The 15163-nt window shown below is 61.6% G+C and carries 13 protein-coding genes; 4 read left to right on the top strand and 9 right to left on the bottom strand.

Features of this window, described 5'->3' with window-relative positions; genetic code table 11:
- Positions 1-30: 30 nt before the first annotated feature.
- Positions 31-1482 (bottom strand): transglutaminase-like domain-containing protein, encoded by a 1452-nt coding sequence (locus tag KI811_RS09165; protein ID WP_214186172.1) that lies wholly within the window; start codon positions 1480-1482, stop codon positions 31-33.
- 9 nt (positions 1483-1491) lie between these two features.
- Positions 1492-1707 (bottom strand): hypothetical protein, encoded by a 216-nt coding sequence (locus KI811_RS09160; protein WP_214186171.1) that lies wholly within the window; start codon positions 1705-1707, stop codon positions 1492-1494.
- A gap of 405 nt (positions 1708-2112) precedes the next feature.
- Here KI811_RS09160 and KI811_RS09155 point away from each other — a divergent pair, with 405 nt between their 5' ends.
- Positions 2113-4383, top strand: a complete 2271-nt coding sequence (locus KI811_RS09155; protein WP_214186170.1) for a sigma 54-interacting transcriptional regulator — start codon at positions 2113-2115, stop codon at positions 4381-4383.
- Between the two features lie 236 nt (positions 4384-4619).
- A complete protein-coding gene (locus KI811_RS09150; RefSeq protein ID WP_214186169.1) occupies positions 4620-4811 on the top strand; it encodes a ribbon-helix-helix domain-containing protein in 192 nt (63 codons plus the stop codon).
- Between the two features lie 86 nt (positions 4812-4897).
- Here KI811_RS09150 and cysS read toward each other — a convergent pair whose 3' ends face one another.
- The 6 genes from cysS to KI811_RS09120 all read right to left on the bottom strand — a co-directional run bounded on the left by cysS (position 4898) and on the right by KI811_RS09120 (position 11552).
- Complete coding sequence (gene cysS / locus KI811_RS09145) at positions 4898-6352, bottom strand: cysteine--tRNA ligase (protein ID WP_214186168.1); 1455 nt, start codon at positions 6350-6352, stop codon at positions 4898-4900.
- Between the two features lie 19 nt (positions 6353-6371).
- Positions 6372-8033, bottom strand: coding sequence for a glutamine--tRNA ligase/YqeY domain fusion protein (locus KI811_RS09140; protein ID WP_214186167.1), 1662 nt, complete (start codon positions 8031-8033; stop codon positions 6372-6374).
- 35 nt (positions 8034-8068) lie between these two features.
- On the bottom strand, positions 8069-8542 hold the full coding sequence (gene ispF, locus KI811_RS09135) for a 2-C-methyl-D-erythritol 2,4-cyclodiphosphate synthase (RefSeq protein WP_214186166.1): 474 nt from the start codon (positions 8540-8542) through the stop codon (positions 8069-8071).
- Positions 8539-9237, bottom strand: coding sequence for a 2-C-methyl-D-erythritol 4-phosphate cytidylyltransferase (gene ispD / locus KI811_RS09130; RefSeq protein ID WP_214186165.1), 699 nt, complete (start codon positions 9235-9237; stop codon positions 8539-8541). The genes ispF and ispD overlap by 4 nt, the downstream gene beginning before the upstream one ends.
- A gap of 115 nt (positions 9238-9352) precedes the next feature.
- Positions 9353-10741 carry an L-seryl-tRNA(Sec) selenium transferase gene (gene selA, locus KI811_RS09125; RefSeq protein ID WP_214186164.1) on the bottom strand — a complete coding sequence of 463 codons (1389 nt, stop codon included), beginning with the start codon at positions 10739-10741 and terminating at the stop codon, positions 9353-9355.
- 106 nt (positions 10742-10847) lie between these two features.
- Positions 10848-11552 carry a GntR family transcriptional regulator gene (locus tag KI811_RS09120; protein ID WP_214186163.1) on the bottom strand — a complete coding sequence of 235 codons (705 nt, stop codon included), beginning with the start codon at positions 11550-11552 and terminating at the stop codon, positions 10848-10850.
- A gap of 164 nt (positions 11553-11716) precedes the next feature.
- Between KI811_RS09120 and KI811_RS09115 the strand changes: the two genes are divergently transcribed.
- Together KI811_RS09115 and KI811_RS09110 are read left to right on the top strand one after the other, a co-directional pair.
- Positions 11717-12772: a potassium channel family protein gene (locus KI811_RS09115; RefSeq protein ID WP_214186162.1), complete on the top strand. Its 1056-nt coding sequence runs from the start codon at positions 11717-11719 to the stop codon at positions 12770-12772.
- Entirely contained in the window at positions 12765-13535 is a 771-nt protein-coding gene (locus KI811_RS09110) for a sugar phosphate isomerase/epimerase family protein (RefSeq protein WP_214186161.1), read from the top strand. The genes KI811_RS09115 and KI811_RS09110 overlap by 8 nt, the downstream gene beginning before the upstream one ends.
- A 44-nt stretch (positions 13536-13579) precedes the next feature.
- Here the strand turns inward: KI811_RS09110 and cls are convergent, their stop codons facing one another.
- Positions 13580-15013 (bottom strand): cardiolipin synthase, encoded by a 1434-nt coding sequence (gene cls / locus KI811_RS09105; RefSeq protein WP_214186160.1) that lies wholly within the window; start codon positions 15011-15013, stop codon positions 13580-13582.
- Between the last annotated feature and the right edge of the window lie 150 nt (positions 15014-15163).

Here is a 15163-nt window from a genome sequence, read left to right as displayed (position 1 = left end):
GTATTCTGACTCCTGGCTACTTTCTTCTTGTCACTTCGTCTCAATCACCCGCGCTTTGATCTTCCCCACCACCCCGGCGATGGCCGCCAGGTCATCGGGGCCCTCACCCTCCACCAGCTTCACGTGGGTGGCATCGACGGGAACCTGTCCGAAGGTGGGGTCCACCTGCAGCCACCCCCCATCCACGTAGCTTTCGGCCCAGCTGTGGTAGAGAAATCCCTTCCCTTCCAGATAGGCGAGACCCGAGACGAACCGGGTCGGAATCCCCGCGGCACGGGCGAGGGATGTATAGAGCCGAGCGTGGGACTGGCAGTTCCCCTTCCGTGATTTGAGGGTGTCGAGGGGTGAGGGGGCGTCGGTGACAGCGTCCTCCACGGTGGCTGCCACCCACTGGACGAGCTTTTCCACCTGCTTCCGGGGGATCGTCTCCTGGCCAACCACTTCCCTTGCGTGGGCAATGATGTCGGGATTATCCGCCGGGAGCCGGTCCGTGGGCTCCGTGTAGCGCGTTCGCTCCGGCTCGGCAAGGGGCGAGGCGGCGGTCTTTGCCGGCTCCACCGTGAACACCACCGTTCCGGCATCGGTCCGGCGGGCGGTTTGCCCCCCTCCCTGGATGATGGGCATGGAGGAGGGAATCCCGTCAAGCTCCATCACGAGCCGAGTCAGGCTGGCCGCGTTGGCAAGGGGGGGATCGACCCGCACGAGGCTGAAGTCGAAAATAAGGTCCCGACGGGAGAGGGCCGCGGAGGCGATGAACTGCCGGGTGCGCCCCTCATCCTCGGCCACCGTTTCCACGAGGCCGTCCCGCACCGACTCCCGTATCGTGTTCCCCGCGGCGTCCACCCAGATGTCGTTGTCAACGAGGGGGAAAAGGTCGTTGCGGAGGTGGAGGGCGCGGGCCCCGTCCGGGAGGGGCTCGAATCCCATGACCGTCACGGTCACCTTCTTCACTTTCACCGCCTCCACATCGAGCATCTGGACCTGGAGGCGCTTCCCCTTGGCGGTTCCCTTTACGAGGGGAAGGATGTTGAGGACCGGCGGCGGGAATACGGGACCTTTCGCCGCCAGGAGCTTCTCCTTCCTTTCGCCTCCCGCATTCACAACCACCTTGACTCCCTTGGGTGTCGCCTCCCCGGTAACCCCCATGAGGGTCCCGTCAATGACCTGTTCCACCGCGAATGACCTGAGAGAGAGGTCGGGCCCCACGACATAGCGTTCCCGGGAAGATGCCTCGCGGGAGAACCCCATGACGACCATCTTCACGCTCCCCTCGGCCGTGATCTCGTACCCGCCGTCCTTTGCGGTGATGTTCTGGTGAGCGAAACCGGTCCGCTCGTTTCCGAGAAAGATGCCGAACCACCGTTCCCCCGTGGGAGGCTTTTGCAGGGTAGGGGCTTTGGTTTCGGCGTTGACGGAAAGCGCCGTGATGAGAACGAAAAAGAGGATGCCGAGGCTCTGGGAAAAAAGGCGTGTGAGGCGCATGGCGTGGGGTTACTCCGTGAAGAGCGGCTCCTTGGTCGTTTCGGGACGCTCCTCCTTGCGGTCGAGAGTGCAGCTGTTCCGGGTGGCAGAGGGCTCGCCGGCCGTCGCTCCCTCGTCCTGGCGCTTGAGCAGGAGAGAGGCGAAGTCGAGAATCTCCTGCTTTCCGGCAGGATTCAGACGGCGAAATTCAGATACGAGGCGGTGTTCATCAAGGGTGAGGTCCATGGAGAGCTCCTTTGGTGGAATTGTCGGAAAATCGGCTGAATCTGAAGAGGTTATACCATAAACGGCAGAGGGGAGCAATTGGACGCAAGGGGAGGCTCTGGTGGGTAAAAGGATGAAAAAACTTTGTATATTAATTAGTTAGAAATATTTTTTGTTGCAGGGGTGGCAGCGGCACGGTATACTATAGATGAAAGAATTGCGAGGGTCGCAAGGCCCTCATTATGCCCTAGTTGACTTTCCCTCCTAGTCGCTAGGGTGTTTTTTTGCCTGCTGGTGTGTCAAGTGTGGCACAGTGTGCTTCGGGTGTGTCATTGGTTGCACAGGGAGGCGGGCCTGATATATGATTGAGCGGTGGATCAGGCGACCAACAGAGTGTAAGGCATAACGTTCTGAGCTGGGAGAACCATGGAACCGATCATTACCGTAAAAGAGAAGTGCCGTAAATGCTACTGCTGTGTCCGGAGTTGCCCGGTCAAGGCGATCAAGGTGGCCAAGAGCTACACCGAGATCATCGTCGACCGGTGCATCGGCTGCGGCAACTGTCTCAGCAACTGCCCCCAGCAGGCAAAGATGGTGGCCGACAAGGTGGGGGTGACCGAAAAGCTCCTCTCCTCGGGGGAGGAGGTTATTGCCGTGCTCGGGTCCTCCTTTCCCGCCTTTTTCCATAATGTTACCCCCGGCCAGTTGGTGGCGGGCCTCAGGAAGATCGGCTTCGCCGAGGTCCACGAGGGATCCTATGGGGCCGAACTGATTGCCGACGATTATGCCCGGATCACGTCGGAAAAGGGGCACCCCCGTATTTCGTCCCACTGCCCTGCCATCGTCGATCTCATCGAGCGCCACTACCCGAAGCTCGTGGGGAACCTTGTGCCGGTAGTATCCCCCATGGTGGCCATGGGGCGGTATCTCAAGGGCACCCTGGGGCAGCATGTGAGGGTCGTCTACATAAGCTCCTGCGTTGCCAACAAACTGGAAACGCAGACCCAGGAGACCCGCGGCGCCGTCGACATCGTTCTGACCTACCGGGAACTGGAGGGTATCTTCCGGAGCCGCCAGATAGCCCTGCCGGCCCTTGCCGACGAGCCCCTCGACGGAATGAGGCCGGGAGCCGGCCGGCTTTTCCCCATTGCCGATGGGACGTTCCGGGCCTTCGGCATCCCCTTTGATCCCCTTGACACCGAGATCGTCGCCGCCTGCGGCGAGGTGAACGTCATGGGGATCATCAATGACCTGGCCGCCGGCCGCATCTCCCCCCGGATCGCCGACCTCCGCTTCTGCTACGACGGTTGCATCGGCGGCCCCGGCAGAAACCGGGCGCTTACGGAGTTTTACCGCCGCAACCGGGTCATTGCCCACTTCAAGCAGGAGGTCCCCTGCCGGACGGTCCCCAATTCCCTCCTTGAGGCGGGGAGGGTCTCCTTTGGCCGCAGCTTCGCCAGCAAGTACGCGAAACTGGAGGCTCCCAAGGCAAACGACGTCCGCAAGATCCTCAACTCCACCAACAAGTTCACGGTGAAGGACGAGCTCAACTGCCGGGCCTGCGGTTACCGCACCTGTCGCGAGTACGCCGTGGCAGTCTTTCAGGGGCTCGCGGAGATCGAGATGTGCCTCCCCTACAACCTCCAGCAGCTGGAGGAGGACCGGGGGCGTCTCATCCAGAAGTACGAGCTGGCGCGGCGGGAGCTGGAACGGGAGTACGGTGACGAGTTCATCGTGGGCAACGACCGCAAGACCCTGGATGTGCTCGGCCTCATCAAGCAGGTGGGACCCACCCCTACAACGGTTCTCATCCGGGGGGAGTCGGGGACCGGCAAGGAGCTCACCGCCCGGGCGATCCACCGCTACAGCAAGCGCAACGACAAACCACTGGTCACCGTCAACTGCACCACCATCACCGACTCCCTCCTGGAGAGCGAACTCTTCGGCCACAAGCGGGGAGCCTTCACCGGTGCCATAGCCGACAAGAAAGGGCTCTTCGAGGCTGCCGACGGGGGGACGATATTCCTCGACGAGATCGGCGACATAACCCCCAAGCTCCAGGCAGAGCTCTTGCGGGTTCTCGATATGGGAGAGGTGCGCCCCGTGGGGGGAACAGCAGCAAAAAAGGTTGATGTGCGCCTCATTGCCGCCACCAACAAGAACCTGGAGCAGGGGGTCAGGGAGGGGTGGTTCCGGGAGGATCTCTACTATCGGCTCAACGTCTTCACCATTACCATGCCCCCCCTGAGAAGCCGCGTCGAGTCGATTCCCATCCTGGTCCACCACTTCATGGACAAGGCAAGCACCAAGCTCAACAAGCGGATGGTCGGCATCGAGGACCGTGCCGTCAAGGCACTCACGAAGTATCCGTGGCCCGGCAATATCCGTGAGATGCAGAACGTCATTGAGCGGGCCGCTGTTCTCACCCATGACGGCGTGATCCGGGTCGAGAACTTTCCCCTGGCCCTTTCTGAGGGGCTTGAGGAGGGGTTCGCCACGGGGCTCGACATCCACGCGGCATCGTTTAGATCCGAGCGGGAGCAGCATATGGGGAAGCTGGAGAAGAAGCTTATCCAACGTTACCTGACGGAGGCCAACGGCAATATTTCGCGGGCGGCGAAACTGGCGAACATCCCCCGGCGGACTTTTTATCGGCTTCTCGATAAGTACCGCCTCAGGGAGCGGGATGTTCGCTAACTCATTGATGGCGCGGCGTAAACAAAGTGTGCACTTTTGGCCAGTTGTGTGCCACCAATGACACAATTGTGTATACAGAATATTTTATTAATTTAAATCAATGTTTTAAAAATGCAATAATTTTAGTCTGTTGCGATGGGGTTGTCGATTCTCATGTTTTGGCATGCAAATGGCAATAGTGTTGTCTCATACGATTGAACGTAACCGAGCACACTATACACGGAGGATAACAAACCATGGGCAGAATGAGAGAGAATCCGCGGTACAACGTCATATCCATGAGAATCAGCGACGAGGAGCGTGATCGGCTCCAGCAGATAATGGATGCAACCCAGAAGAGTGTCTCCGATATCATGCGCGAGGCCATGGAGATTTTTGCCGTCCAATTGCAAAAGACGGAGCAGCCCCACCACCAGAAGGCCGCCTAAGAAAAAAGGGCCGCAAGAAGCGGCCCTTTTTTCTTAGCAGGTCGTGCCAAAGGGTCACAGGGGATGGGCCCCATGGCAATGTTTCGTTATTTTACCTTCCAGGTTGTCCCCTGGGGGGAGTCGAGCAGCATGATCCCCTTTGCGGCGAGATCGTCACGGATTTCGTCGGCGCGTTTGAAGTCCCGGCTTGCGCGGGCCGCAATCCGTTCCGCGATCAGCCGTTCGATCTCCTCGGCGGTGATGGGAAGCTCCGCAGCCTTGCGCTTTTTGAGCCGCTCCGCGAACGCACGGGGCTCGGAGGTGAAGATGCCGAGCACCGCCCCCACCTCCCGGATTCGATCCCGCGCCTCTGCCAGGAGGTCGCGATTGCTCCCTCCCGTTCCTTCCCCCAGCACCCTGTTTGCCGACCTCACCAGATCGAAAACAAAGCCCAGGGCCTGGGCCGTGTTGAAGTCATCATCCATGGCTTCGCGGAAACGCTCGGGAAAGGTGGCAGCCTTTTCGGCCAACTCCCTGTCAGTCTCTTCCGTCGTACCCTCCGCTCCTTTTGTCAGATTCTCATCGATTCCCGCAAGGGTCCCGTAGATCCGCTCCAACCCCGCCTCGGCCTCACGAAGGTTTTGGTCCGAGAAGTCGATGGGGGAACGGTAGTGGGCCGAGAGGAGGAAGAACCGGAGCACTTCGGCGTCGTACTTCTCCAGCACCTCCTTGATGGTGAAGAAGTTCCCCAGGGACTTGCTCATCTTCTCGGAGTTGATGTTCACGAAACCGTTGTGGATCCAGTAGTGGGCAAAGGGCTTGCCGTTGGCCGCCTCGGACTGGGCGATCTCGTTCTCATGGTGGGGAAAGACCAGGTCCTTGCCGCCGCCATGGATGTCGAAGGTCTCCCCCAGGTACTTCATGCTCATGGCCGAGCACTCGATGTGCCATCCCGGCCGCCCCTGGCCCCAGGGGGACTCCCAGAAGGGCTCACCCGGCTTGGAGCCCTTCCAGAGGGCGAAATCCATGGGGTGGCGCTTCTTCTCCCCCACCTCGATCCGGGCCCCGGCCTGCATCTCGTCCAGGTTGCGCTTGGAGAGCTTCAGGTAGGGATCGAACTTTTCCACGCAGAAGTAAACGTCGCCGTCCGCCGCGTAGGCATACCCCTTGTCGATGAGGCGGTTGATGACGTCGATCATCTCGGCGATATGCTCCGTAGCCTTGGGCTGGTGGGTGGGGAGATCGAGCCCCAGGGCCGCCATGTCCCGGTCGAACTCGGCGATGAAGCGCTCTGAGATGACGTTGTAGGGAACACCTTCCTGGTTGGCCCGGTTGATGATCTTGTCGTCCACGTCGGTGTAATTGCGGACGTAGGTAACGTCATATCCCGCGTGGCGCAGGTACCGGTAGATCATGTCGAAGACCACGTTGGCGCGGGCGTGGCCGATGTGGCAGTGGTCGTAGACCGTGACGCCGCAGACGTACATGGAGACCTTCCCCGGCACGAGGGGAGTGAATTCTTCCTTGGTTCCGGAAAGCGTGTTGTAGACGCGCAAAGACATGTACTACCCTTTCATCTCGTTATTTCTTGGTCCACGAATCCCGCAGGGTCACCGTCCGGTTGAAGACCGGCGCCCCGGGGCGGGAATCCCTCAGATCGGCGCAGAAGTACCCCTGCCGCTCGAACTGGAAGCGGTCCTCGGCCTGGGACGCCGCCAGAGAGGGCTCCAGACGGCAGCCGCGCACAACCTCCACCGACGCCGGGTTCAGCTGCTCCTTCCAGTCGTCGCCCGAGGGGTTGGGGTCGGTGAAGAGCCGGTCGTAGAGGCGCACCTCCGCCGCCACGGCATGGCGGGCCGAGACCCAGTGGATGACCCCCTTCACCTTCCGCTCGGAGCCCGGAAGACCGCTGCGGGTCTCCGGGTCGTAGGTGCAGCGGACCGCGGTGACGGTGCCCTCGGCATCCTTTTCCACGCCGGTGCACTTCACGATGTAGGCGCCCCTGAGGCGTATCTCCTCCCCGGGGGAGAGGCGCTTGAATCCCTTGGGGGGGATCTCGGCAAAATCATCCCGCTCGATGAACAGCTCTTCGCAGAAGGGGACCTGCCGGCTCCCCAGCTCAGGTTTCTGGGGATGGTACGGGATGGTGAGCTCCTCCGCCTCCCCTTCCGGGTAGTTCTCGATGACGAGCCGCAGGGGCCTCAATACCGCCATGACCCGGGGAGCCCGCTCGTTCAGGTCCTGACGGACGCTCTCCTCCAGGATGCTCATGTCGATCCAGCTGTCGCTCCGCCCCACCCCGATGGTCTCGCAGAAGTTCCGGACCGCCTCAGGGGTGTACCCCCGCCGTCGAATCCCCATGATGGTAGGCATGCGCGGGTCGTCCCAGCCGGAGACGTCGCCGTCCTTCACCAACTGCAGGAGCTTGCGCTTGCTCATGACCGCATAGGTGAGGTTCAGGCGCGCAAACTCGTACTGGCGGGGGCGGTTGGGGACCGGCAGGTTGTCCAGGAACCACTCGTAGAGGGGCTTGTGGTCCTCGAACTCCAGGGTGCAGATGGAGTGGGTGATCCCCTCGATGGCGTCGGACTGGCCGTGGGCGTAGTCGTACATGGGATAGATGCGCCAGGCGTCACCCACGTGGGGGTGGGAGGCGTGGATGATCCGGTACATGACCGGATCACGAAAGTTCATGTTGGGGGAGGCCATGTCTATCTTCGCCCGGAGCACCTTGGCGCCGTCGGGAAACTCCCCGGCCCGCATCCGGCGGAAAAGATCCAGGTTCTCCTCCGCGGAGCGGTTGCGCCAGGGGCTCTCCTTCCCCGGCTCGGTCAAGGTGCCGCGGTGGGCGCGGATCTCGTCGGCCGTCAGGTCGTCCACGTAGGCCTTTCCCTGCTGGATCAGGTGCTCGGCCCACTGGTAGAGCTGCTCGAAGTACTCGGAGGCGTAGTAGAGATGCGTCCCCCACGAAAAGCCAAGCCACTGCACGCTCTCCTTGATGGATTCCACATACTCGGTTTCTTCCTTTACCGGGTTCGTGTCGTCGAAGCGGAGGTGACAGCGGCCGCCGAACTCCTTTGCCAGGCCGAAGTTCAGGCAGATGGACTTGGCGTGGCCGATGTGGAGATAGCCGTTGGGTTCCGGGGGGAAGCGGGTAACGATGGTTTCGCGTTTGCCGCTCTTCAGGTCCTCCTGAACGATGGTGCGGAGGAAGTTGGCGGCGTGGGTCGTTTCGGTTGACATGAACTCAATCCTTTGGACGTGATTTCAGGGGGGCGCTACGTGCGCTCCATGAGGACCACCGCATAAGCGGCTATCCCCTCGCCTCGGCCGGCAAAGCCAAGTTGCTCAGTGGTAGTGGCCTTGACGTTGATCCGATCGATCTCAGCGGTGAGGTCTTCGGCGAGATTCGCTCGCATCTCCGGGATGAAGGGGGCCAGCTTGGGGCGCTGGGCCACCATGGTGGCATCCACATTCCCGAGGACATATCCCTTCTGGCCGGCCAGGGCCATGACGTGGCGCAGGAGCTTGCGGCTGTCGGCCCCCTTGAACTGGGGGTCGGTATCGGGAAAGTGCTTCCCGATGTCCCCTAGGGCCAGCGCCCCGAGGATGGCGTCGGCGATGGCATGGAGGAGGACGTCGGCGTCCGAGTGTCCCAGGAGCCCCCGCTCGTAGGGAACATCAACCCCTCCGAGGATCAGTTTTCGCCCCTCCACGAGACAATGGACGTCGTAGCCGTGCCCGATTCTCATTGCAGCTTCTCCTTGATGAACGCTTCTGCCAGAACCATATCCTCCGGCGTCGTAATCTTAACGTTGCGGTAGTCCCCCAGAACGATCCGGACCTGTCGCCCCAGCCGCTCCACGAGCATGGCGTCGTCGGTGCCGAGGAACCGCTCGGCGTCGGCCACCTCGTGGGCTGCGCGGATGACTCCGTAGCGAAAGGCCTGGGGGGTCTGAGCGAGCCAGAGGGTCTCCCGTGGCGGCGTGGCGGTGATGATGCCGTTCTCCACCATCTTGACCGTGTCCTTGGCCGGCACCGCCACCAGGGCCCCGTCGTGCTCACGGGCCACGGCAACCGCCCGGTCGAGGATCTCTTCCGTGACAAAAGGGCGGACCCCGTCGTGGATGAGAACCACGTCGTCCTCCCCCACCGTTCCCTCCATGTCCCGCAGGCCGTTCAGGACCGACTGCTGGCGCTCGGCCCCGCCGGCAACGATGCTCCGCACCTTCGAAAAGCCGTGCCGCTCCACCACCTGCTCGCGGCAGAAAGGGATCTCGTCCGCTGGAATCACAACGAAGATGCCGTCCAGCAGGGGGGAGCGCTCGAAGACTTCCAGGGTGCGGGCAAGGATCGGCATCCCGTCCAGGAGCAGATACTGCTTGTTGATGGAGGCACCCATCCGCTTGCCCATGCCTGCCGCCGGAATCAGGGCGAAAACTGCCATGTGTCGACCTCATGACGGGCCGGTGCGCTGCGGGAGCAGCCGGCCGGAATTACCCGATTATACAAAAGGATAGGCAAAAGACCAGACAAAAGTCACGCCACAACGGCAGGAGTTCCTAGCCGGCAAGACTGCTGAGGGCTGCGGCTATGAACGGGATATCGTCATCCTGGAGGGTGCGGACATCGAGGAGGAACCGTCCCCTGTGAATGCGGCCGGTGACCGGAATCTCCATCCCCCTGAGCCTGATTTCCATCTCCTGGGGAGAGATGCCGTCGGCCTCCACGGCCATGAGGGTCGTTGGCAGTTCGAGGAGGGGATAGGCTCCTCCCCCTACCTGGGAGATGCCGCTGGTGAGGGTGAGCCGGATGTCCGGCGGGGATGCCCGACGGATGCGTCGCGCAAAGCTCCGGGCACGGGTTGCCAGTTCCGCGGCCGACGCAGTGAGCATCCGAAGGGTCGGGATCTCGGCCAGGGCCTGCCGTTCGTCCCGGAAGAGGCGGAGCGTTCCTTCCAATGCAGCCAGGGTCAGCTTGTCGATCCGCAGTGCCCGCAGGAGGGGATGCTTCGTGAGGGGGGCGATGAATTCCCTGCGGCCGACGATGATCCCGGCCTGGGGGCCGCCGAGGAGCTTGTCGCCGCTGAACGTGATGACGTCGACTCCCGCCTTGACGAATTCCTGAACCGTGGGCTCGCCCCGGATACCGAAAGGAGAAAGATCCAGGAGGCAGCCGCTCCCGATGTCGGCCATGACCGGCACGGAATGCTCTTTGCCGATGGCGACAAGCTCGGCGGCGGACACCTCGGCGGTAAAGCCGACCACGGCGAAATTGCTGGAATGGACCTTGAGGAGAAGCGCCGTCTCCGGCGTGACGGCCTGGCGGTAGTCGCGGGGATGGGTCCGGTTGGTGGTCCCCACCTCCCGGAGTATGGCGCCCCCCTGCCCCATGACATCGGGGATGCGGAAGGATCCCCCGATCTCCACCAGTTCACCCCGGGAAACGATGACCTCCTTCCCGGCAGCCAGGGCCGACAGGGCAAGAAGCACGGCGGCGGCGTTGTTGTTCACTACCAGGGCCGCCTCGGCGCCGGTCAGTTCGCAGATAAGCCGCTCAACATGGCTGTAGCGGCTTCCCCGCTCGCCCCTGTCCAGATCGAATTCGAGATTGGAATACCCGAAGGCGATCTCGTCGAGGATGGGTTTTACCCGCTTCGACAGGGGAGAACGCCCCAGGTTCGTATGGATCACGACACCAGTCCCGTTGACCACGCGCCGCAGGCTGAAGGCTGTTGAGCGGGCAACTTCCCGCTCGATTCTCGACGTCACCGCAGCTTCGAGCAGTTCCTCTTCCCTGAGAGAGCCGTTGCGGGCGGCGGTGCGGAAGGCGTCAAGAACAGACCTGACAGCGTTGAGGACGGTCGGGCGGGGGTGAACCCCGAGAAGGACCTTTGTCCCATCCCATTCGAGAATTTTGTCAACTTTGGGGATACGCGCAAAGAGCGTCACAGGGGCATCCTCTGTCTGGGGAGGTGGGAGGTTGTGGAACAAGAAACCTCAGTACCAGATCGGTGCCGGCCTGTCAAGGCCGCCCCGTGACAGGGAAAAGGAGGAGTTAGAGGTCGAGATGGAGGGCAGCTGCACGCTCAGCCGGTTTGAGGGGGGGCGCTCCGTCGTTCTGCATGAGAACCTTGCCGCCGTACTCGGCGTTTTTCCGGACGAGGACTTCGGCCTTATCGGGGTCCCGCTTGAGGAAGGCCTCGATGATTTTGTCGTGCTCCTGCACCGATATTTTCATCCGTCCGGGTAGGCTCAGGGACGCGTAGCGTAGGCGCTGGAACTTGCGAACGAGGTTCGTGATCAGTTCGTAGAGCTTTTCGTTGTCGGCTGCCTTGAGGAACAGGTCGTGGAAGTCGTTGTGGATTCGAAAGAAGTGTTTTACGTCGCCATCGTTGGCCATGTTCCGGAGACGGTCGTTGATGCTGCGGAGTCTTTCGATATCTTTTGTGGAGAGTTTTTCGCAGGCACGACGGGCCGCGTACCCTTCGAGGATGCTCTTGATGGCGTAGAACTCCTCCACATCCCGGGGGGAGAAGGAGGTTACCACGGCACCCTTGCGGGGGATAACGGTCAGGTATCCTTCCGATTCCAACTGGCGGAACGCCTCGCGGATCGGCGTGCGGCTGATGCCGAAACGCTCGGCAAGATCGGGCTCGGCAACCTTTTCCCCCGGCTTGAGGGCGCCGGTCATGATGGCGTCGCGGATGGTTTCGAGTATCTTCTCCCTGAGGGTCAGGTGTTTTTCCAGCGGTTTTTTCATTGGATCACTCCGGTGGAGGATGGTTGCTTATTGTATACAGTATACAAAGATTGTCAAGCAGGAGTTAGCGGGGCTTAAAAAAAAGAAAAAGAGCAGTTCATGGCCCGGTTACGCTCTTGCCAAGGAGGCAGGTCCGATAGTATCTTGGGTCCGGAAGAGAGACCATGGACCCAGTACGCCATTTTAAAATTTCCATAGCTATTCTGCTGCTGCTCGTTTCTGTCGGGACGGTCGGCTTCATGGCCATTGAGGGGTGGCAGTTCCTCGACGCTCTGTACATGACGGTCATCACCCTCGGCACCGTGGGCTTCAAGGAGGTCCACGACCTGAGCAGTGCGGGGAAGATATTCACCATCGGGCTGATTATTTTCGGGGTGAGCGTTCTCGGCTACATCGTCGGCAGTCTCGCCCAGATCATGTTCGAGGGGCAGATACAGCGGATTATCGGGAGGAAGAAGGTGGAACGAAAGATCGAGGCCCTGCATGACCACTACATCATCTGCGGTTTCGGCCGGATTGGCGCCCTCATCTGCCGGGAGTTCGCTGCCAAGCCGCTTCCGTTTCTGGTCATCGAGAAGCATCCGGAGGTGCATGAGAAGCTGCACCAGGAGGAGTATCTCCACATCCGGGGCGACGCCACCGAGGACGAGACACTGCTGCGGGCAGGGATCAAGCGGGCCAAGGGGCTGATTTCGGTGGTTACCTCCGATACGGAGAATGTCTACATAACGCTCACGGCCCGAGGACTCAACCCCGACCTGTTCATCCTGGCCCGTTCCGGCGAGGAGGGGTCCGATATCAAGCTCAAGCGCGCCGGGGCCAACAAGGTGGTGTCACCGTACCTCATCGGCGGGAGCCGGATGGCCCAGGCGATCCTTCGCCCCAACGTGGTTGATTTTATCGAGATCGCCACGGGCCGGGAGCACCTGGATCTCCAGATGGAGGAGATTCAAATCCCGGATAAATCGGCCTTTATCGGCGAAAATCTGGTCACTTCCGGATTTCGCAAGGAGACCGGCGTCATCATCGTGGGGATCAAAAAGGCCTCGGGTAAAATGGTTTTCAACCCGAATCCCCACACTAAGATAGAGGCACTCGACACCCTCATCGTCCTCGGCGAGCCGGTGGCCATTGCAAAGCTGGAGCAACTGGTCGCCTGCGAATCATGCGCCGATACGATCATCAAAAAACACCGAAAAGAGCACCCTGATCATGCATAATCACGTCTATGCCCACGTCCCCTATCCGATGCTGGCGGCGAACCTGCCGACCATCATCTCCCGACGCATCAGCCCTGAGATATTCTTCTCCGGCGATACCCTTGATTCCCTCGTCCCCGAGGAAGTGGGCGCAATCGCCGGGCGGCTGGCCGAGGCGGGGCTCCGTTGCACCTTTCATGCGGCTTTCATTGACCTGAACCCGGGGTCGGTGGAGCGCCTCATCCGCGAGGCGACTATGCACCGCTTCGGGCAGGTGCTGGATGCGGCGCAGATCCTCAAACCCGACGTCATCGTCTTTCATCCCGGCTATGACAAGTGGCGCTACGGCGAGAGCCAGGACAAGTGGCTTGGCCACAGCATCGTCGCCTGGCTGCGGGTGCTGGAGCGGACCGAGGCCCTCGGCACCACCATCGCGGTGGAGAATATCTTCGAGGAGGAGCCGTCGACCCTGAAGGCGCTTTTTGAGGCCATCGATCATCCCCGTTTGCGGCACTGCTTCGACGTGGGTCACTGGAACCTGTTCCACACCGTGGGGATGGAGAAGTGGTTCGCTGAACTGGGTTCCTTCGTGGCCGAGGCCCATATCCACGACAATTTCGGCAAGCGGGACGACCACCTCCCCCTGGGGGAGGCGGCCATCGACTTCGGCCTCTTTTTCTCTCTCATGGAGCATTACGCTCCCGATGCCGCGTGGACCATCGAGGCCCATTGCCGCGACGCCCTCGACCGGGCGCTGGTCGCCATCGAGAAATACCGCAAGTGAACGAGGCCCGCGCAAGCGGGTCTTTTCATGGGGCTACAGAAGCTCTACAGGTAGGGGGAAAAGAGCTTGGCAACCCCGTCCCGCAGCCTCTCCGGCAGGGGGCGGCTGTCCATCTGCTCGAGGCTTACTTCGCGGGAGCGGGCCAGCACGCCGGCAACATGCTTTGTCAGGGTTCCGGCGAATTCCCGGTCGTAGATCTCCAGGTTCAGCTCGAAGTTGAGGCGGAGGCTGCGGGGATCGAGATTGGCGGAGCCGATGAGGCTCCAGAGGCCGTCCACAATGAAGAGCTTGGTGTGGACGAAGGGGGGAGGTTGGTAGAAGACCCGGATCCCCTGCTGGAGGAGCTCCCAGAGGTAGGCCCGGGAGGCCCAGTGGACAAAGGGGAGATTGTTCTTCTCGGGGAGGATGAGAGTCACTTCCACGCCCCGCAGGGCAGTGGTGACAAGGGCTGCCACCAGTGCCCGGTCGGGAATGAAATAGGGGGTCATGATCTGCACCTGCCGGGTGGCGCAGGAGAGTGCCCCCATAAGGATCAGAAAGAGCTTGCGGAACTCCTTGTCGGGGCCGTCGCCGATGGCCCGGGATATGGCGTGCCCCGCCGCGGGGAGGGGGGGAAAGTGGCGTCGGCTGTCCAGGAGCTCTCCGGAAACGAAGTACCAGTCCTCCAGAAAGATCTGTTGAAGCTCGCCCACCACCGGCCCTGCGACGGTAAAGTGCAGGTCCTTCACCACCGTCGGGAGCGGCCGCTCCACCATGTGGCGGTCACCGATGTTCATTCCCCCCGTGAACGCCCGTTCCCCGTCGATAATCAGCATTTTCCTGTGGTTGCGCAGATTCATGTAGAACCCCTGCCTCAGCGGCAGGAAGCGGGCGACCCGGATGCCGGTCCTCTCCATGAGGGTTCGGGCACGGGGGAAGGAATATTTTTCGCCGAGGCCGTCGATGATGACCCGCACGTCGACTCCCCGCCTCGCGGCGTCGGCCAGGGCATCGATGAAGCGGCGACCCGCGGCGTCCGAGTCGAAGATGTAGGTGGAGAGGTGGATCGACCGGCGGGCTCCGGCGATGGCTTCGAGCATGACAGGATAGGCACCTTCGCCGTTTACCAGGGGGATGAACCGGTTTCCCGTCACGAGGGGAGTGCTCACCACCCGGTCGGCCAGGCGGCGGAGCTCGCTCAGGTACTCGGCGCCGGGGGGGAGGGCCGTGGCGGTGTTCTGGTCGAGGGTCGATGTGAAGAACTCGGGGTCGGCCAGGCGCCGGCCGCTTTCGAGCCATGTACGGGCGCGACGGAAGATCCGGTTGACCCCCATCCCCCAGTAGAAGAGGGGGCCGAACAGGGGGATGGTGAGGCAGGTGACGATCCACCCTAGGGAGGAGCGGGGATCGCGCTTCATGATCAGGGCGTGCCCCGCGGAAAAGAGCGAGAGGGCAATGAGGGCCGTTATTCCCAGTGCTAAGGCCAGTTCGTCGATCACATCACCTCTCCATGACAAGATACACAAAACCCGCGGCGGGTCGGCCGGCACACGTTAAGGGTAGCTCACCGTCCGGTCAAGTCAAGGAGCAGACCGGAGCTGTTTCTTGAGGTTTCGGGCGGGAATTACTATACTCAGAACCACTACAAC

Origin of the sequence: Geobacter hydrogenophilus, from assembly GCF_018501225.1 — a bacterium.
Lineage (GTDB): Bacteria > Desulfobacterota > Desulfuromonadia > Geobacterales > Geobacteraceae > Geobacter > Geobacter hydrogenophilus.
This window is presented reverse-complemented; position numbering and strand designations above follow the sequence as displayed.